This window comes from Ruegeria sp. SAZD013, assembly GCF_059612525.1.
The window spans coordinates 16,798-35,553 of the sequence record NZ_JBXWQT010000026.1; the positions used below are offsets into that span (position 1 = coordinate 16,798).

The following is an 18,756-nucleotide window of genomic DNA, read 5'->3' on the forward strand; positions in this document are numbered from 1 at the left end:
CAGTGCAAATACGCCAATTCCTAAGCGAAAAATGAACTTGGCAATCCCTAAGATCGAAATGCCGCTATATTACCCGATCTCCAGATTATTACAGAAACAGCCCACACCAGTCACCGGCCACTGATTCTGCCGAGCCATTCGGATGTCGCTTCTAGCCCTTGCCGCAGGATAGTAAACATATGCTCGATTTCGCCTTGTGTAATGATGAGGGGCGGCGAAAGAACACACATGTTGATCACGGGTCGAACAAGCAGACCGCGTTTCTGGCATTCCATATCGATACGGCTGCCAATCTCATAGTCGCGCCCCAGCTCGCTCTGGGGATCGCCATCGACTGAGCACTGAACACACCCCATCAATCCCATCCCACGCGCATCGGCCACGATGTCAATCTGGCGCAACTGCTGTAACTGATCCTGAAAAACCGGGCCGACTTTTCGAACGTGTTCGAGTATCCTTTCCCGCTCGATAATCTCGATGTTTTTCAACCCGGCAGCCGCGCTGACCGGATGGCCCGAATAGGTATAGCCATTCGAAAAGGTGGCATCTTTTCCCGCAACATCCGCAATCAACCTGTCAGAAATAATCGCGGCCCCCATCGGCGCATACCCGGATGTCATTCCTTTGGCACAGGTGATTATGTCAGGCTGAATGCCAAAGACAGCCTCGGAGGCGAACCAATGACCCAAACGACCGAAAGCCGTCACGACCTCGTCGGAAATATACAAGACATCATACTTCCTGCAGATGTTCAGGCAGCGTGCGTGATACCCAATTGGTGGTACGATGACGCCGCCCGAGGCCAAAACCGGTTCGGCGATAAAAGCGGCAACATTTTCCGGGCCAAGTGCCACAATGGCGTTTTCGAGATCGGCAACTTTCTCGTTCAGAAAGCTTTCATCGCTTTGACCGGGCGCGCGGTAAAGCGGGTTCACGTCCGGCAGGAAATGCGCCAGGTCGTCGGCCTTGTCGAGCCAGAGCCTGTCACGTTCCTTCCCACTGACGCTGGCCGCCAGATATGTGCTTCCGTGATAGGCTTTTTGCCTTGAAATGATTTTCTTTTTCTCTGGCCAACCCATTAGGTTGTTGCGGAAATGGACAAACCGGATGGCAGTATCAACCGCAGTGGAACCGCCGGTTGTAAAGAAGACATTATTCAGGTCACCCGGCGCACGTTTGGCGATTTCGCGGGCAAACTGTGCCGCAGTCGAGTTTGTGTTGTTGAAGGGCGAGAAATAGGCAAGGTTCCGGGCTTGCTCGGCCATTGCTTCGGCCATTTCCGCGCGTCCATACCCAATCTGGGTGCACCACATGCCCCCCGGTCCGTCGATCAGGCGTGCACCTTTTTCGTTTATCAGATGAATGCCGCTGGCACCTTCGATAAAGGTGCGGTCGTTTTCACCCAAAGCCTCCATCCCTTCCCACGGGTGCAGGAAGTGGTCGTTGTCCCATTGCTTTACGTTGGAATTATCCATGGCGCGCCATGCTTTCCGCGCTTAACACAATGGGAAATTCTTCGCGTACCCGAGCGTCCAAGGCGCCAAAATAGTTGGGGAAATGGCTGTCGAGGATGGAATTCGCCTTGTCGCGGGCGCGGTCCAGAAGATCCGTTTTCCCCTCATTCTCCCAAGTGTCCGTACGCTCGCGGTCCATAAGCTGAGGGTAGACGAATTCGCTGTTCATATAGCTCAGCGTGTGCGGATTGCCGAGGAAATGACCCGGATCTATGGCACATTGGTGAATCACATCCACCGCCATGGTTTCATCGGTAACCTCTATCCCGCGCAACGATCGCAGGATCATGCCGCCCGCTTCGTCATCGATGACCATGCTTTCAAAGCTGCATCCCATAAGACTACCGATCATACCACCAAACTCGCACAGGCGATTGGCGCCGGCATGCGCTGCAAGGGTAAAGGTCAGCGCCTTTTCCAACCCGTATTGTGCATCGGGTATTTTTGCATCGGTCATACCTGCACCCACCGAAGTGGGAAGGCCGTAAAAGTTGCCCATCTGGATTGCTGCGGCACCGATCAGCGCCTGTTCGCCGCTGCCGCCAGTGAAAGACCCGCTGCGCAGGTCCGTAATGAAGGGCCAGGCCGCAAAGCAGATAGGGCAACCCGGCGTGATCAGGTTGACGATGGCGACGCAGGCAAGTGTTTCGGCGACGGTTTGAACCAGTGTTCCCGCAAGCGTCGCCGGAGCCGTGGCCCCGGCTTGAGGCGGCACGGCCAGATCAACAGTCAGGCCCAGCTTGGCCGTATCGATCAAGATTTCCATGTTTTCCTTGCCGACCCGCAGAGGGGAAACAATGGGGCAGCCGCCGAATATGACGCTTGGCTTTTTCAGGAAAGCCCCCTCGCCGCCCTGAGCTAAGTCAAACATGCGGATGGCATGTGGAATGTGGCTGCGGTCGCGGAATGTCAGGCAGGCGGGTTTTTGGCTGCCTGCAAGCATGGCGTAAACGGTGTTCATGTCATGGGTGAAATCATCGGTCACATCCGTCGCCAGAACCGTGTCGCCCAGCATGTGAATGTTTTCCAAACGGTCTACCAGGCGGGTGAAATCATAAACATCACGCAGAACCGACGGACGATAGGTTTTGGTTTTGGCATCGAATGTTGTAACGGCGGTTCCAGAGTTGGCGAAGTAAACGCTCTCTGCCGAACAATGCATGTCGTCTTTGCCTTCACGCTCTCCGCGGGCATAGACATAAAACTCCTTGGCAGCACCAGCCAGGATGTCTTCCATCAGGGCGCGTGGAAAGCACAGCCGGTTGAGGTCACTCAACATAGCACCTTTGGGAAGCACCAGCTCAAGCAACTCCGGGAAATGGTCGGTAATACCGGTTTGTTCCAGAACGGTCAGGGCTGCATGATGGATGTTCTCCATATCGGTTTGAGTCAGCGGTCTATAGCGTCCGCCGCTCAGACCCCCGCGTACGGCTTCGTTACCCGTGGTCGTCTGTTGTACCTTCAGACGCGCTGCGCGCCCCCCGCCCCCGCGACGACGTGAACGGGGTGCTTCATTGGTGCTGTTCATGTTGCATCCTCTGCCAATTCAATAATCTCACGGCGAAACCAGTCTTTGTCTGCATCGGCCTTTGGGCGCTCGAAATCACGGGCGGCGCGATGGCCTGCAAAAACCGCGTCTGCGATTAATCCCGGCGACGCGGCATCACCAATGAGGTCAAGGGTTTTCAAACCGGCCCCCTTCAGGCCGTCGAAAAGGGCGGTTTCACGCTGGCGCTCGGTCACCAGAACCGTTGAGGCGCACGGGATTTCAATTTCGCGGCCGGTAAAGACACAGCCGATCCGCACCGCGCCGCCCTGAACCGCCGTAAGCACCTGATTGCAACGGATATCGACGCCCAATTCAATCATACGGGTCTGGATGCGGGACTGTTCCAAAGTATGAACGGCGTAGGCCGAAACCAAACTCTCTGGCGTGGCAAAAATGACCTGATATCCGGCAGTCGCCAATTTCTCGGCAATCACTCCCGCCAGATAGATGTGGTCATCATCATAGATCATCACCGGGCCGCCCGGGGGCAGAACCCCATTCATGATCTCATCAGGCGTCAGCACCTTGGCACCCGGCGTGACCGTGGGCAGGCGGCGCTGCGTGTTGCGACCCACGCCATCTGCGCGCCAATAGCTGCCGGTTGCGACAAAGACATGTTCAATGCCAAGCTCGGCGACTTGTCCGGCTTCGAGCTTGCTGTCCGTGAACAACTGTACATTGGCCCGCTGTTTCAGATCGTTCAGGCGATAGTCAACCACCCGCGACCAGGCGGCGAGGCCGGGAAGTCTGCTTTCCCTGCCAACCCGTCCACCAAATTCGGCCGAGGCCTCGGCCAGTGTCACCTGATACCCGCGCCGTGCCAATTGCATGGTGCATTCCAGCCCCGCAGGTCCGCCACCGATGACCAGCACTTCGGCCTCGCTTTTTTTCGGCGCAATGATCTCGGGGTGCCAGCCGCGGCGCCATTCCTCGCCCATCGTTGGGTTTTGTGTGCAGCGGATCGGAACACCCAGATTGTCCGACGACACGCAGATATTGCAGCCGATGCATTCGCGGATTTCGTCGATCCTGCCTTCCTCAATCTTTTTTGGTATGAATGGGTCCGCAATGGATGGCCGCGCAGCACCGATGAGATCGACAATTCCCTTTTTGACCATCGACAGCATCATGTCCGGGGACGTCAGTCGGCCAACGCCAACAACAGGTTTTCGGGTGATCTGTTTGACGTGAGACAGAAACGCGTTCTGATAACCATCTTCGGGCTGAAAACGGGTCGTTGCGCTGTCATTGGACCAATCCGCCACATTCACGTCCCAAAGGTCGGGAAGATCGGCCAATAGCTCGACAATGGCGCGGCCTTCTTCTTCCGCCTGCATACCGTCGGCGCCCATCATCTCGTCAATGGCAAAGCGGAACGCCACGGCACAGCTGTCGCCTATGGCATCGTGGGTGTCTTCCAGCAGTTCACGGGTCAGCCGCACACGATTTTCAAGCGACCCCCCATATTCATCGCTCCGCTGGTTCATATGGGGCAGCATGAAATGCTGTGCCAATGTCATGTTGTGCCCGGCATAGACATAAACGATGTCAAACCCGGCCTCTTTCGCGCGCAGGGCCGCGTCGCGGTGCCAGCGGCGAAGTTCCCTAATATCAGCCTTGTCCATGGCCTGCGCATGCTTTGGTTGCGTCGTATCCACAGACATTTCGGACGGTGCAAGAACCGGAGCGCGGGTCAGCAGATTCTGCGCATGGTTGCCGTTATGAACCAGTTGGATGGCCGCCAGCGCACCATGTGCATGCACCGCATCCGTCATCAGACGCAGCGCAGGCACATCGCGCGCATCCCACAGTCGCCCTTCTGGGAACGGGGACAAATCCGAGGTCGGATGAATCTCGGTCTCCTGATTGGACACCACGGCCCAGCCACCTTCTGCTTTCATTCCCCGCACGGCAGCGTCCGCCCGCGGCCTGAGATGCCCCATCCCGGTGCAATGCGGCACCTGATAAAAGCGGTTTCTGGCTGTCACCGGCCCGATCTGGATCGGTTCAAAAAGCAGAGCATATGGGTTCGCGTTCGACATAATCACGCGTTTTCCTGTAGTTGGGTTCCGGAGCCCTTAGGCCCCGGATGATGGGTTGTGTTAGAAGCCGGCTTTGATCCGCTCGAATTCGGCCAGCATCTTCGCCTCAAGCTCGGGGTTCACAGCATCAAAAAACAAGCTGCCTTCGAAGAAGCTTTTGGGATCGGAAAAACCATAGGCTTCGATATTGGCCTGATCGGCGATTTCGAAAGCTTTTGCGTTGGAATGCGGGTAGCCCCAGTTGTCGATGATGTACTGACCACTGGCAGGGTCCGTAAGCGCGTTCAAAAGGTCATAGACCTGATCGACCGGTGACGTGGACGATTTCAGATGCACATAGCCACACGCCCAGGTCGCGATGCCCTTGTCCACGTTGCGCATCATGGCCGCGGGCACTTCGTTCCAGATCAGGTTCAGTTCGGACTGGTTCCAGGCCCAACCCATTTCGATCTCGCCACTGGTCATGGCCTGGTCAAACTGACCCGCATCGGACCAGTAAAAGCGCATGTTTGGATGGATCGAGCGCAGGAAATCCGATGCTTCCTTGAATTGCTCATCGCTCAGGTTGGTGTAGTCATCCGCGTTTCCGGTGGCCAGCGCGGCCAGGGCATAAGCAGACGATGCGGCATCCGGGATGGCGATTTTGCCCGCAAAGGCCGGGTCCGCCATCAGTTGCAGCGAGATGTCATCCCCCGAGATCTTGTCGGTGCGATAGATAAGGCCCGTGTTCCCCCATTCAAACGGCAGCATGTAAAGCTGGCCGTCCAGAACGATGGCGTCGACCTCTTTGATCTCGGGCAGCACATCCGCCCAATTGGTCAGCTTGCTTTCGTCCAAAGGCTGAATCAGATCAGCTGCGACCCATTTTCTGACAGCGTCGGAACAAGGATGTGCCAGATCAGCGGTAAAACCGGAACTCAGCTTGGTAAAGGCTTCTTCCTGGCTTCCGAAATAGGAATAGCTTGGTGCTTCGTCCCCGTATTTTTCCATGTAACTGGCAAAGAACCCAGGATCTTCATATCCCGACCAGTCAAAAACCGTCAGATCAGCGCCACCTGCACTGGCACCGCCTGTCGTTAACGCCGTCGCACATGCGAAGGCCGCAATTCCCTGAAGTTTCATTCTATCCTCCCTCTGTTTTATTCCGAATTCGTACCAAGATCGATCACACTGGCCGCCTGAAGCCCCAGCCAAACGGTGTCGCCACGTTTAAAATCGACCGTGTGAAAATAGTTTGGAACCGAGACCGAGATTGGTTTCTCGGCTCCTGCCACCTGAATGTGGTAGTGAATATTTTCACCGTAGAAGGCGACGTTGCTGACAGTGCCTTGAACCGTTGATGGGTAGTCTTCAGGCCGGTCCGCAGCAATCTCCAGCTGTTCCGGCCGAATACCGATATTCATGTTTCTGGCGCTGGTCGCCACATTGGGATTTCTTTCGATTTCCATCCGCCCGAAGGCAGCCGCATCGATTGACAACGTGTCACCGCTTTCGTCCAGCAACCGGGCCGGCAATATGTTCATCTCACCGATGAAGCGGGCCACTTGCTGATCACAGGGACGGGCATAAAGCGTTGTTGGCGTGTCCACCTGTTTGAGTTGTCCATTGAACATTACGCCGATACGGTCGGACATGGTCATCGCTTCGTACTGATCATGCGTGACCATCACAAAGGTAATGCCAAGCGACTGTTGCAGATTGCGCATTTCAAACTGCATCTGTTCACGCAGCTTCTTGTCAAGCGCTGACAAGGGTTCATCCAAAAGCAACACCTTTGGCCGCATGATCAGCGCGCGGGCAAGCGCCACCCTTTGACGTTGCCCGCCCGATAACTCGCTTGCGCCGCGATCCTGAAGACCACCCAGTTCGACCATTTCCAAGGCTTCGGCGACGCGCTGATCGATCTCGGCCTTAGGCGCTTTGCCCCGCAACCCGTAGGCTACGTTATTCCCGACATTGAGGTGCGGAAAGATTGCGTAGCTTTGGAAAACCATGTTCGTCGGGCGTTTGTTGGCGGGCACTCCTTCCATATCCTGACCGTCAATCAGCACCTTCCCTCTGGTGGGTTCCTGAAAGCCCGCGATCATGCGTAAAACCGTGGTCTTGCCACACCCTGAGGGACCGAGGAGCGAAAAGAACTCGCCCTCTCTGAGGTCAAGGTTTATGCCGCTCGCGGCCACAAATGTGCCGTAGCGCTTTTCGACATCCCTGAGCTCTATGATGTTTCTGTTTGTCATCGGACCTCAGATGCGGATGAACGGCGGCGGAAGTATTCAGCCAGAACCAGAAGCAGAACCGAGGTTAGCAACAGGATCGACCCCAGTGCCAAAACATTTGGAAGCTTGGCGGGGAAACGGATTTGGCTCCAGATGTAAACCGGCAGGGTTGGCTGGTTACCGGACAGGAAAAAGGCGAGGACGAATTCATCGAAACTGACGGTGAATGTGACCAAAACACTGGCTGCGATACCGGGGGCAACGACCGGCAGCGTCACGCGACGGAATGTTTCGAACACGCCGACGCCCAGATCGTAAGATGCTTCCTCCAGTGATGCGTCGAAGTCATCAAAGGCGGATTTCAAGATCGAGACAGAGAACGGCAGCGCGAGAAACGTATGGCCCAGAATGACGGTCAGCAATGACGGCTTGAGACCGAGGAACAGAAACAGGACCAGCATTGAAGAGGCGACGATTATGCCCGGGATCACCAAAGGCAGCATCACCAGACCTTCTGCCGCGCGTTGACCCCGAAAACGGTACCGAACAAAGGCACGGGCGGCGAACAATCCCATGGCGGTCGATAGAAGGGCAACAACAGTGCCGACGGCAAGCGAATTCCAAAGCGCCTGAATCAACGTGTCCTGCTCGCCTAGCTTCCGATACCAGTCCAGTGTCCAGCCCTTGATCGGGAACGCAACGATTGTGCCGCTGTTGAACGAGAACAAGGGAAGGAACAGAACCGGCAGGTACAGAAACAGCAGATACAGGAACGCATAGGCTGTCAGGGTTGTAGGACGTCTCATCTGATCCGCCTCCCCAGCCGCGTTGCGGACATGACAAACACGATAGCCACAAAACCCACCGACAGCATTGCGATCAGCGATAGCGTAGCCCCAAGGGGCCAGTTGTTGGCGGCCCCGAACTGCACCTGAATAAGATTGGCGATCATCTTCCCATCTGAACCACCAACCAGAGCCGGGGTCACATAATCACCAACTGTAGGGATGAAGATGATCAGGCAAGCGGCAATGATACCTGGGATCGTCAGCGGCAGCGTCACCCGCATAAAACGTTGAATGGGACTGTTCCCAAGATCTGTTGCAGCCTCAAGTAGACTGGGATCGATTTTCTGCAATGAGACATAGATCGGTAGGATCGCAAATGGCGCCCAGGCATGAGCGAGCGTCAGCACAACTGCGAATTCGTTGTAAAGCAGGAAGTCGAGAGGCTCGCTGATCAGACCCAGCGCCAGAAGCGCAGAGTTCATAACGCCGTTGAAACCCAAAATGAGTTTCCAGGCAAATACGCGCAGCAAATAGCTGGACCAAAATGGAATGGTGATGAGCAGAAGCCAGATGGTCTTTTTCTGGGCCTTCATCGCGATAAAATACGCGACGGGATAGGCCAGTGCGACGGTGACTACGGTCACCGCTCCGGCAATCCAGATCGACCGAAGCATCAGGTGCCGGACCAGCGGATCCGCAAACGCATCGCTGTAATTCTTCAGCGTCGGTGTCTTGTCGAGCGTCACATAGGTTTGGGTCCAGAATGAATAGGCAATCAGGATCAACAATGGCGCCGCGACCAGAAACCCCACGTAAGCCGTGGCTGGCGCGCTGAGGGTATATCCCCGGGACGCTTCGCTGCGAAAGATCACCCAACCTCCCTTCCCGAAATTCACGAGTTACTAATGGACGATCGTCCATTAAATGTTGCGCCAGAAAGGCCTTTCGTGTCAATATTCCTTTGATCTACCTCTATGAGGCATTCACAAACGGTTGGTAACATTGAACAAAGTGCAAAGCACCAAGGAACAAAAACGCGGTTCAAAGCGGGATCCGGAAGCCAATAAACAGCTACTGATCGACGCGACTCTGGACACAATTGCCGATATTGGAGTTACCGATACCTCGGTCAGCCGAATCTGCGAGCGCTCCGGCCTGTCGCGCGGAATGATCCATTTGCATTTCGGGGGTAAGGACAATTTGCTGACCGCAGCCGCCCGGCATTTCAGCACCGAGTATTATGCCGAGATGGACAGAAGGATGGATCTGGGCGCGAGCGCAACGCCCGAAGACCGTGTTATGGCAGTGATTGAGGCCGACCTGTCAGAAGCACTGCTCAATCCGCGCAGTACGAAAATCTGGCATGCGTTTCGGGGTATCGCAAGCTCTCATCCAGGTATCGCCCGTTACAGCAGCACTCAGGATGACAAACTTGTCGAAACCTTGCGGTCCGCGTTCAAAGAGATAGCCCCTAAAAACGGACGTGACCCGAACCTAGTAGATGACGCAACCAGCGGAACGCTCGCCTTGCTGGAGGGGATGTGGGTGAATTACCTAACCGATATGCAGGGATTTTCACGCCGCCGCTCTGTCAACCTTGTTCGAAGGTTTTTATGCGGACTTTTCCCCGGAAAATTCTAGGTTTAAGCCTTGGCGGTGTTCTAGTTCAAGTTGGATAACTCGGAGACAGAAGTTTCTGAGAGAAAATTGTTCCGGGCGCATACAATCAGCTCGTCTGTGCTTTCGTTTTGAAACAACTGCGACTGCCGTGCCATTACTTACATACCCAAACTTGGGACACTGTCAGGTGACGAAGCCCCCTGCCCCACGGGCCTAAGGCGCTTGTCCACTTGTCGACAGATACAGGTTATTCGTACCCAAACCGGACATGGGTGACCTTTCCTGTAGGCTCGGATTTTGGCTTAGCCACCACAACAATGCCTACACGCCACAAAAAAAAGTTTCACTTTGGGGAATTTTTTCCAGGCGCCTTCGTAGTTGTATTGTCTGCCATCCGGCAGACCTGAAAAAGTCGGAGAATCCAATGTCCCTAAAATCCCTCACTTTTACCGGTGTCGCGCTGGTTGCGACTGCAACCGGTTCATTTGCGGATGGTCACACCGGTGCGCCAGCCGTAACTGGCCAGCTCAACGGAGAAACCTTCCTGATGGATGCGCACAAGATGACGCTCTATACCTTTGACAAGGACGAGACAGGCGTTTCGAATTGCTATGATGACTGTGCCGCCAAATGGCCGCCGCTGATGGGTGATTCCAACATGGAACTGAAAAAAGGCTACAGCCTGATTGAACGCAAGGATGGCAGCGTTCAGGTCGCCTACAAAGGAAAGCCGCTTTACCTATGGTTCAAAGACGAAAACCCTGGGGACATGACAGGGGACGGTGTAAAAGGTGTTTGGCATATCGCACGCCCCTGAACCTTGGTGCCGGGGGAAAGTTTCCTCCCCCGGCTTACGTACATGCTTCAGTCATTTGAAAACCAGCTTGAAAACTGCCTTCCCGATCTTTGGCGTTATGCCTGGTCGCTGACCCGTGATCGGGATGCGGCGGATGATCTGGTGCAGGATTGTGTTGAACGCGCCCTTCGGAAACGATTGCTATGGCTTCCGGGACGGCCGTTGAAACCATGGCTCACTAAAATATTGTTGAACCTCTATCGGGACAGGTGGCGTCGAGAGGCTAGATTCAACACTGTCGATCTCGACAACATTTCGACGCTGGCAGCTACAACAAGCACGGCCGAAGAACGGTTGGAACTCAAGGCTGTCTGGAAGGCGCTGGATTCTGTTCCTCAAGATCAGCGAGAAGCCCTTCTTTCTGTTGTGATTGGTGGGTTAAGCTATGACGAAGCGGCCACAACTTTGTCCATTCCAAAGGGTACGCTGATGTCGCGGATCTCGCGCGCGCGTACTAAAATCAAATCTGAAATGGACGCTTCGACCGCCGTGAAGATCAGGAGCGTGAAATGACGCACACCCCATCCATCGAAGACCTGGTTCAGCGTAGCATAGACGGTGAGTTGTCACCGGAAGAGAGCGAACGCCTTGACCGTCACCTTGCCCGTCACCCGGACGATGCAGCGCGCGTTCGTGCAATGCAGCGTCAATCTGATCTGATAAACAAGGCGGTCCCTGTACCTTCTGCGGCACATCTTCGAAGTCTGCGGAAACAGGCCACGCCACCCTCGCCAGTCTCTTTGAGGCTGGTTGCTTCGGTCGCGGTTTTTACAGTCGGATTCGGCTTGGGATCTTATTTGCAACCTTGGAACAGTGGAACAACCGACGATCTGGCATTGTTTTCGCAACACGCAAAGGCGGCGCATTCTCTATTCGCCGTTGAGGTTCTTCACCCTGTAGAAGTCGCCGCTGCGGAAAAAGACCACTTGCAAACCTGGCTCTCCAATCGTCTGGGCTCTGCCATTATCGCGCCGCAACTTGGGGAAACCGGGTTCTCCCTGATTGGAGGACGCCTTTTGCCCGCAGGAGACCGAGCCTCAGCTTTATTTATGTACGAGAATGCAGAGGGTGATCGGTTAAGTTTGATGGCCACGCATGGCGACACAACTCAAACTCAATCATTTCGGTTTCGACAAGAGGACGGGTATCTTGTCGTCTTCTGGCAGGACGGACCCTGGCAGTATACGTTGGTCGGAGACCAGCAGCGCGACCCGATGGAACACATCGCCCGCTTGGCGCATGGTCAAATGATCTAGAGACTGCTTTGAGCGGCTTCATTCGCGCAGAAGCTTTGCGAAACCCGCAAGTTTACAGCAAAAAGCAGTCCGAAGTTACCGGTGTCTGTTGCGGTGAACCGCACCAAGTGGCAAGAACTTTTTTGTTGGTTGAGAATATCTTAACTCCGCGTATGCCGGTCAGTGAACGGTGTTCGGTATTCAAAAGGAGAGCTACATGGCAAACCTATCAGGGGTTCGTGCGGCAGTCATTGGAACGGGTTTTATCGGAACAGTTCACGTGCAGACCTTGCGCCGCTTGGGTGTGCAGATAGCTGGCGTTCTTGGCTCATCTCCAGAAAGAGGCGCAGCCGGCGCCGCAGAACTTTGTGTGGCACAGGCATACTCGTCCTTGGAGGAGTTGCTGGCCGATAATAGCGTGGATGTGGTTCACGTAACTTCCCCAAACCAGGCGCATTATCCGCAGGTCATGGCCATCCTCAGAGCCGGAAAGCACGTGATCTGCGAGAAACCACTGGCAATGACCAGCCAGCAATCGGCTGAAATGGTCGAAATGTCGGCTGCGTCCGGTAAGATTTGCGCGGTGTGCTACAATATCCGGTTTTATCCTCTGAACCAGCACGCACACGAAATGGTCAACCAAGGTGATTTGGGCGATATCCGCCTTGTCACGGGCCACTACCATCAGGATTGGCTTGCGAAACAAACGGACTGGAATTGGCGATTGCAGGCCGAGTCAGGAGGAGTTCTGCGTTCGGTTGGCGATATTGGCACGCACTGGGTCGATTTGACGGGCTTTATTACAGGATTAAAGGCAAAATCCGTTTTCGCGGATTTGACGACATTTCTACCGGAGCGGCAGCGCCCGATGGGGCCAGTTGGAACATTCTCAAACGCAGGTGGCGCAACCGAGACCGTGGCGATTGATACAGACGACAGCGCAGCAATCCTGATACGGTATGAGGGCGGCGCCAAGGGGGTCATGACGACGTCGCAGATCAATTTCGGACGCAAGAACTCCCTAGTCTGGGACATAGCCGGAAGCAAATCCAGTGCGGCATGGGACAGCGAAAAGCCGGATCATCTGTTCATAGGTCATCGCGACGCCGCCAATCAGGTATTGATGCGTGATTTTACCCTGATGAATGCAGCCGGGACCCGTGCCGCGTCTTTACCGCCGGGCCATGTCGAAGGGTTCGCGGACAGTTTTTTTAACTTTTTTAACAGCGTTTATCTGGACATTTGCGCAGGCACGCGCGGGCAAGGCAGCACGTGGGCGACATTTGAAGACGGTCACTATGAAATGCGTTTCTGCGAGGCCGTTCTCAAATCCGCCCGAGAAAGCCGCTGGGTCGATTTGGTTGAGATTTCAGATTGATGCCGCTAAACGCGGCGTCCAGTGTTCTGTTAAAACACTGACTGCCGCCGGGATCTGTCGCAAACTTCACCCCCACCTGTTGTCCGTCGTCAGGGATTTTGGTACAGATGGCTATCTGTTCTAAGAGAGGGTCCGGCGCATCTGACTGGTTTGATTATGCGGCCTATTTGCGACGATCCCAAGCGGCTTGATGTCGTGTTTTTCACGAAGTTTGTCTTTAGGTGCCCCGCGGTTATTGGGTGCTTTCCGCTATTTTCCTGTCGATCATATCGCTCCTAAAAGGTGCCAAGCGACCCTTTCCGCCCCCGATGCAGAAATCAAATGCAGGTGCGCTTGACGGCAAGTGTATCTCGTCTTAGTTAGTTAGTTATTACTCACTAACAAAATGATGTCCAATGCCTGCACGCAAGCCCGCAGATGAACGCAAGACCGAGATCGTACAGGCAATGCTGCGTCTCGCGGACGAGTTGGGCCCAGATCGCCTGACCACGCAGTCGGTTGCTGATACAGTCGGGCTGACGCAGCCCGCAATCTTCCGGCATTTCGCGACCAAACAGGATTTATGGTTGGCGGTGGCAGCAGAGATTTCTGAACGCCTCCGAACCGCATGGGGTGACGCGCTTAGGACATCCGCCGATCCGGCAGATCGGATCAAAGCGCTGATCTTGGCACAATTGCACCAGATCGAGACTATGCCGGCCATCCCGTCCATTCTGTTCTCGCGCGAGCTACAGGTCGAAAACGACGATCTCCGGCAATCTGTTCTTACGCTGATGACTGAATTGGTCGGATTGCTGTCCATCGAGCTGACCAACGGGCAGAAAGCGGGCCTGTTCGACACAGACCTGCCGCCTGAAGACGGAGCGCTACTGTTGGTCTCGCTGGTGCAAGGGTTGGCGATCCGCTGGACTTTGGGGAAACGCGGCTTCGCATTGGAATCCGAAGGACGCCGATTGCTCGATGCTCAGATGCGGCTATTCCGAATAGCAAGTACAGAGGTTTCGCCATGAACCGCCGTATCATCCTGGGTGTCAGCCTTGTTGTCGTCCTCGCCGTCTTTGGCAGGTTTGTCCTTACAGAGTGCCCGATCAGTGTTTCCGCGGCCGCAATTGAAAAGAATGTCCCTGTACGTGTTTATGGGCTGGGTACGGTCGAGGCCCGGATCGTCTCAGATGTCGGATTTGAAGTTGGTGCCACGCTGACAGAACTTTCGGTCGACAGTGGAGATACGATCAAAGCGGAGCAGGTCCTTGCCCGGCTTCATCCGACGGAACAACAAGCAAAAGTCGCGCGCGCCAAAGCGGGGGTTGCCGCCGCAGAGGCCACCTTGGGCAAGGCTGAGGCAAATGTGATCCGCGCGCGTGCCATTCTTGCGCAGCGGCAGTCGACAAATGCGCGCCAGCAGGAACTTGCCGGGCGCAACGCCGTCTCGACTCAGACTGCGGAAGAAGCGCAGCGGGATGTCGATGTTGCAGCCGCTGATCTGGCCGTCGCAGAAAGTGATGTTGAGGTTGCCCAATCCATGCACAATGACGCCAAGGCAGTTCTGCAATACGAGCGTGTACTGCTTGATCATCATGTGTTGCGGGCACCGTTTGACGCGGTCGTTGTTGAGCGTCATGTCGAAGCAGGTACTGTTGTTGTCGCTGGTGAACCTATCTTTACTCTTGTGGACCCGAACACTGTCTGGGCATTGGCCTACATTGATGAGGAGCGGGCCGGGGGCCTGCAACTCGGACAAGTTGCCGAAGTGAGGTTGCGGTCTTTGCCGCACAAGGTCTTCACCGGCAAGATCGCGCGGATCGGTATAGAAAGCGACCGGGTGAACGAAGAACGCCGGGTCTGGATTGCATGCAATCGGTGCCCGGAACAGGTTTTTCTCGGCGAACAGGCCGAAGTTTGGATCACAGTGACAGAGCTGGTCGAAGCGATGTTGGTTCCAGAGATCGCAATAACCGGTTTTGATGGGCATAAAGGTCGTATCTGGGTCGTGCAGGATGGGCGTGCGCATCAGGTGTCGGCATTTTTCGGGCACCGGATTGAGGATGCTCGGGTCGAGCTGGTTAGTGGTATTCCCGATGGCTCGCAGGTCATCTTGGCACCCGTTAAAGGGCTGTCTGAAGGGCGCATGGTTCGGGTCGTCGAGAGGGATGCGCCATGAACCTCGCCTACCGCGATGTGCGTCACAATCTGTTCCGCTTCATTCTGACTTGCCTCGGCCTCAGCCTTCTGATGGCGGTCGTGCTGGCAATGATTGGTATTTACAATGGGCTGGTCGCAGACGCGCTGAATATTGTCAAAGCACCGCGAGCAGATCTTTGGATTGTTGAATCTGGTACACGCGGGCCGTTTGCAGAAGCCTCAAAAATTCCCGACGGCACCCGTGATGCCGTGGGGCGATTGCATGGTGTGGCCGAAGCGGGCAGCATCACATACCAAACCGTCGAGGCGCTCTTTCGCGGCGAAACGTTACGCCTGTACGTGATCGGATACGAGCCAGGTCACCCCGGTGGACCCGAAGCAATCACGGTAGGGCGTGGGATCAACCAGTCGCATTTCGAAATCGTGGCAGACGCCAAATCCGGACTGTCCGTCGGTGATGTGATCCGACTGGGCCGCGATGCTTTCACTGTGGTCGGGTTGGTCGAGGATACGATGAATTCCGCCGGTGATCCGGCTGCGTTCATCACTTTACGCGATGCGCAGGTGCTACAGACGCAACTGGCCCCGTCGGCGCAACGCATTCAGCAGGCACGAGGCGCGGGGTTGCTCGAAAGTCAGGACAGCGTTGCGGCTGTGATCGCGCGGCTTGAACCGCTTGCAGACCCGCAAGAAGTGGCGCAGTCGGTGCGCCAATGGAAACATCTTGGGGCCCTGACACAAGCCGATCAGGAGTCTATCTTGCTAATGTCTGTGGTGGATCGAGCAAAGCGGCAGATAGGTTTGTTTCTGGGCATTCTACTGTCCGTTTCAGCCGTTGTAATCGCGCTGATTATCTACACGATGACCATGGAAAAGCTGAAGCAGATCGCCACACTCAAACTGATCGGCGCCCCCGACCGCACGATCATCGGGCTGATCGTGCAGCAATCCATTGCACTTGGTGCGGTTGGCTGGAGTTTCGGCCTGATCCTTATCCTGCTAGTCAAGGACTACTTCCCCCGCCGGGTTGTGTTGGAGCCGATCAACGCCGTCGCTTTGGCAGGGATCATCCTCGTTGTCTGCATCGTCGCCAGCGGCCTTGGCGTTCGTGCCGCACTCAAGGTCGATCCGGCCACGGCAATCGGAGGGTGACGTCATGCTCAATGATCCGCGCCGCGTGATTGTAGATGTTACCAATGTCTCCAAGCACTTTGGCGAAGGTGATGCTCGCGTCGACGCATTGAAGGGTGTTGATCTGTCAGTCCAGGCAGGTGAAGTAGTGGCACTACTCGGCCCGTCTGGATCGGGTAAAACGACGCTTCTGAATGTCATTGGCTGCATCATTGCTCCGAGTACGGGGAAGGTTACGCTGGACAATGAGGTGGTTTACGACAAGCAATGGCTGCGAAACGATCTGCGCAAGCTACGGCTCGACAAGATCGGGTTTATCTTTCAGTTCCATAATCTTCTGCCATTTCTCGATGCCAAAGATAACGTTGCCCTGGTGCTGAAACTGGCTGGAAAATCGACGATCGAAGCGCAAAGGCGCGCTATCGAACTGCTGGACTATCTGGAGGTCGGTCACCGCAGGGATGCGATGCCCGCGCTTCTGTCCGGAGGTGAGGCGCAGCGTGTGGCCATCGCACGCGCCCTTGCCAACAGCCCGCGCATTATTCTGGCAGATGAACCAACTGCGGCGCTTGACAGCCAGCGGGCCGGGATCGTGATGGACTTGATGCGCAAGCTCGCGGCTGAGCAAGACGCCTGCATCATTGCTGTGACGCATGATGAAAAGATTTATGACCGGTTCGACAAGCTGTTCCACCTGCGCGACGGCCTACTTGATGGAACGGAAGGGGGCGTGACATGAGAAATGCGACCCTTGGCAACCGCGCCCTGAAAGTAGCGGCAAGCGTAGCATTAGTTTTCGGCGCGTTGACCGTTTTCTCAGGCGGGTGGGCCTTGTTTGGTGGCGAGGAAGCACGCACCGCCGTTGGCGATGCGGTGCCCTTCGTGCTGTGGTTCAACTTTCTGGCGGGGTTCGCCTATGTCGTGGCCGGTATTGGGCTGTTTCTTCGGCACCGGTCAGCGGCCTGGATATCAACAGGCATTCTGGTAGCCACCGTTCTGGTTTTCCTGGCCTTCGGCGTTCATGTGTTGCAAGGCAACGCCTACGAGATGCGCACCGTTGGTGCGATGACCCTTCGCGCGGGTGTCTGGTTAGCCATTTCTGTTGTGGCTTGGATACATATCTTGCGAACGGATTGACCCTGGCAGACCCTGATTTCCCGGCCGTAGAATATTTGGTGAAATCCAACGTCGCTTCACACATGGGACAGGGCCTGGACAATGAATACATGACCGCTCTGTTCGGCTCTCGGTCATTGAGATGGTGTACCGCGTTCCTGATCACCGTCCTCTCAGAGTAATGGCCCAACTGAAGCGCTCAACCAAGCTCTTCATGGAAGAAATACCTGCGGCAGTCATCGCGCCACTGATCGAGATCTGCAAAACCAACGGGATCGCGGTCGCCAAAATAATCGCGAAGCGGCTTTTTTTATACCACGAGGTCTGGCTATCGGCTATTTGCCGAGATTGCGGGATAGGTGTGCCCGGTAAGTCGCTGCTTCTGGCCGCTCAAAAAGTTTGACACATCCGTGATGTCGACATGTCCGCACATCAATCTTGATGAAGGTGCAGATCAAAGATCAACTCATTGGTTCCCTGCTGAACTCTCAGATCATCTTGATTGAAAACATCAAACTGAAATTCAATGATCCCGCGTTTTCCCGATGTCGTAATGCGTTTTGAGACGACGATCAGATCAGCCCGGATCGTGTCACCTGCGAAGACGGGTTTCTCGAACCGCCAGTTCCACCCGAGCGACGCCAGGCCATCGGGTTTTGCTTGAGACTGAAACTTGAGCCCATCAACCACTGGCAGCACAAGTGGGGCTGATCACTTGAACCAAGCAGTCTAAGTCATGGCAACCGATTTAAAGGGTCCAGAACCTAGATTGGCCCGTGGAAACACAAGCCACTGAAAAAACAGGTGGCAAAGCACAGGCTATTTCCCGCAAAGCAAAGATAATCAGGCCTACTACCCGTCTGTCGCCCGGGCAAAAAAGGTGCGTGAAATCGTGTTAAGTACCTATTCTCGCCTCGCGTCATCGCTCAACCACTATCATTCGGCGGTCAACAAGGCCGCGGCACTAATGGTGTCGACCCAAATCTGTGATAGGTGGCGGCACGAGCGTCAATCGCTTAACGACTGTAACAGGTCCAAGCCGGAATCTGCATGATCGTCAATCCAGACACAAAAGCTTGCGACATATCCTTGACACATTCGGGCGCGCGTTACGGGCTATACATCTGAACCAAAAACCACTATCGCCAGATCTTTCCCGGCAATTGGTG

The 18,756-nt window shown here is 55.3% G+C and carries 19 protein-coding genes; 11 read left to right on the forward strand and 8 right to left on the reverse strand.

The features are described 5' to 3' along the window. Window positions 1–110: 110 nt before the first annotated feature. From AC2FLU_RS13920 to AC2FLU_RS13950, 7 genes are read right to left on the reverse strand one after another with little or no spacing between them, the layout of a single operon-like run. A complete protein-coding gene (locus AC2FLU_RS13920) occupies window positions 111–1,475 on the reverse strand; it encodes an aminotransferase (RefSeq protein ID WP_480555787.1) in 1,365 nt (454 codons plus the stop codon). Continuing rightward, complete coding sequence (locus AC2FLU_RS13925) at window positions 1,468–3,042, reverse strand: trimethylamine methyltransferase family protein (RefSeq protein ID WP_496812013.1); 1,575 nt, start codon at window positions 3,040–3,042, stop codon at window positions 1,468–1,470. Before AC2FLU_RS13925 ends, AC2FLU_RS13920 begins: the two co-directional genes overlap by 8 nt. Then, window positions 3,039–5,105: an FAD-dependent oxidoreductase gene (locus tag AC2FLU_RS13930; RefSeq protein WP_496812014.1), complete on the reverse strand. Its 2,067-nt coding sequence runs from the start codon at window positions 5,103–5,105 to the stop codon at window positions 3,039–3,041. Before AC2FLU_RS13930 ends, AC2FLU_RS13925 begins: the two co-directional genes overlap by 4 nt. Before the next feature lie 60 nt (window positions 5,106–5,165). Continuing rightward, complete coding sequence (locus tag AC2FLU_RS13935; RefSeq protein ID WP_496808244.1) at window positions 5,166–6,227, reverse strand: ABC transporter substrate-binding protein; 1,062 nt, start codon at window positions 6,225–6,227, stop codon at window positions 5,166–5,168. A 17-nt stretch (window positions 6,228–6,244) separates the two neighbouring features. Then, on the reverse strand, window positions 6,245–7,342 hold the full coding sequence (locus AC2FLU_RS13940) for an ABC transporter ATP-binding protein (RefSeq protein WP_496808243.1): 1,098 nt from the start codon (window positions 7,340–7,342) through the stop codon (window positions 6,245–6,247). Beyond that, window positions 7,339–8,127 carry an ABC transporter permease gene (locus tag AC2FLU_RS13945; protein WP_480555777.1) on the reverse strand — a complete coding sequence of 263 codons (789 nt, stop codon included), beginning with the start codon at window positions 8,125–8,127 and terminating at the stop codon, window positions 7,339–7,341. Before AC2FLU_RS13945 ends, AC2FLU_RS13940 begins: the two co-directional genes overlap by 4 nt. Continuing rightward, window positions 8,124–8,981, reverse strand: a complete 858-nt coding sequence (locus tag AC2FLU_RS13950; protein ID WP_496716292.1) for an ABC transporter permease — start codon at window positions 8,979–8,981, stop codon at window positions 8,124–8,126. The genes AC2FLU_RS13945 and AC2FLU_RS13950 overlap by 4 nt, the downstream gene beginning before the upstream one ends. 139 nt (window positions 8,982–9,120) lie before the next feature. Between AC2FLU_RS13950 and AC2FLU_RS13955 the strand changes: the two genes are divergently transcribed. The 11 genes from AC2FLU_RS13955 to AC2FLU_RS14005 all read left to right on the forward strand — a co-directional run bounded on the left by AC2FLU_RS13955 (window position 9,121) and on the right by AC2FLU_RS14005 (window position 17,990). Continuing rightward, window positions 9,121–9,750, forward strand: coding sequence for a TetR family transcriptional regulator C-terminal domain-containing protein (locus tag AC2FLU_RS13955; RefSeq protein WP_480520802.1), 630 nt, complete (start codon window positions 9,121–9,123; stop codon window positions 9,748–9,750). Between the two features lie 403 nt (window positions 9,751–10,153). Beyond that, window positions 10,154–10,546, forward strand: a complete 393-nt coding sequence (locus tag AC2FLU_RS13960; RefSeq protein WP_480555775.1) for a COG4315 family predicted lipoprotein — start codon at window positions 10,154–10,156, stop codon at window positions 10,544–10,546. Between the two features lie 6 nt (window positions 10,547–10,552). Then, complete coding sequence (locus tag AC2FLU_RS13965) at window positions 10,553–11,098, forward strand: RNA polymerase sigma factor (RefSeq protein ID WP_480625522.1); 546 nt, start codon at window positions 10,553–10,555, stop codon at window positions 11,096–11,098. Continuing rightward, window positions 11,095–11,841 carry an anti-sigma factor family protein gene (locus AC2FLU_RS13970; protein ID WP_480477780.1) on the forward strand — a complete coding sequence of 249 codons (747 nt, stop codon included), beginning with the start codon at window positions 11,095–11,097 and terminating at the stop codon, window positions 11,839–11,841. Before AC2FLU_RS13965 ends, AC2FLU_RS13970 begins: the two co-directional genes overlap by 4 nt. A gap of 196 nt (window positions 11,842–12,037) precedes the next feature. Beyond that, window positions 12,038–13,198: a Gfo/Idh/MocA family protein gene (locus AC2FLU_RS13975; RefSeq protein ID WP_496808242.1), complete on the forward strand. Its 1,161-nt coding sequence runs from the start codon at window positions 12,038–12,040 to the stop codon at window positions 13,196–13,198. A gap of 395 nt (window positions 13,199–13,593) precedes the next feature. Continuing rightward, entirely contained in the window at window positions 13,594–14,208 is a 615-nt protein-coding gene (locus tag AC2FLU_RS13980; RefSeq protein ID WP_496808241.1) for a TetR/AcrR family transcriptional regulator, read from the forward strand. Then, window positions 14,205–15,359, forward strand: coding sequence for an efflux RND transporter periplasmic adaptor subunit (locus AC2FLU_RS13985; RefSeq protein ID WP_496808240.1), 1,155 nt, complete (start codon window positions 14,205–14,207; stop codon window positions 15,357–15,359). The genes AC2FLU_RS13980 and AC2FLU_RS13985 overlap by 4 nt, the downstream gene beginning before the upstream one ends. Next, window positions 15,356–16,492, forward strand: a complete 1,137-nt coding sequence (locus AC2FLU_RS13990; protein ID WP_496808239.1) for an ABC transporter permease — start codon at window positions 15,356–15,358, stop codon at window positions 16,490–16,492. Before AC2FLU_RS13985 ends, AC2FLU_RS13990 begins: the two co-directional genes overlap by 4 nt. A 4-nt stretch (window positions 16,493–16,496) precedes the next feature. Continuing rightward, window positions 16,497–17,210 (forward strand): ABC transporter ATP-binding protein, encoded by a 714-nt coding sequence (locus tag AC2FLU_RS13995; RefSeq protein WP_480477790.1) that lies wholly within the window; start codon window positions 16,497–16,499, stop codon window positions 17,208–17,210. Beyond that, window positions 17,207–17,608, forward strand: coding sequence for a hypothetical protein (locus AC2FLU_RS14000; protein WP_480520745.1), 402 nt, complete (start codon window positions 17,207–17,209; stop codon window positions 17,606–17,608). The genes AC2FLU_RS13995 and AC2FLU_RS14000 overlap by 4 nt, the downstream gene beginning before the upstream one ends. A 160-nt stretch (window positions 17,609–17,768) precedes the next feature. Continuing rightward, the gene (locus AC2FLU_RS14005) at window positions 17,769–17,990 is read left to right on the forward strand and encodes a hypothetical protein (RefSeq protein WP_480520747.1); all 222 of its coding nucleotides are present in this window, start codon (window positions 17,769–17,771) and stop codon (window positions 17,988–17,990) included. 29 nt (window positions 17,991–18,019) lie between these two features. Here AC2FLU_RS14005 and AC2FLU_RS14010 read toward each other — a convergent pair whose 3' ends face one another. Further along, window positions 18,020–18,286 (reverse strand): MaoC family dehydratase, encoded by a 267-nt coding sequence (locus AC2FLU_RS14010; protein ID WP_480555763.1) that lies wholly within the window; start codon window positions 18,284–18,286, stop codon window positions 18,020–18,022. Window positions 18,287–18,756: the final 470 nt, after the last annotated feature.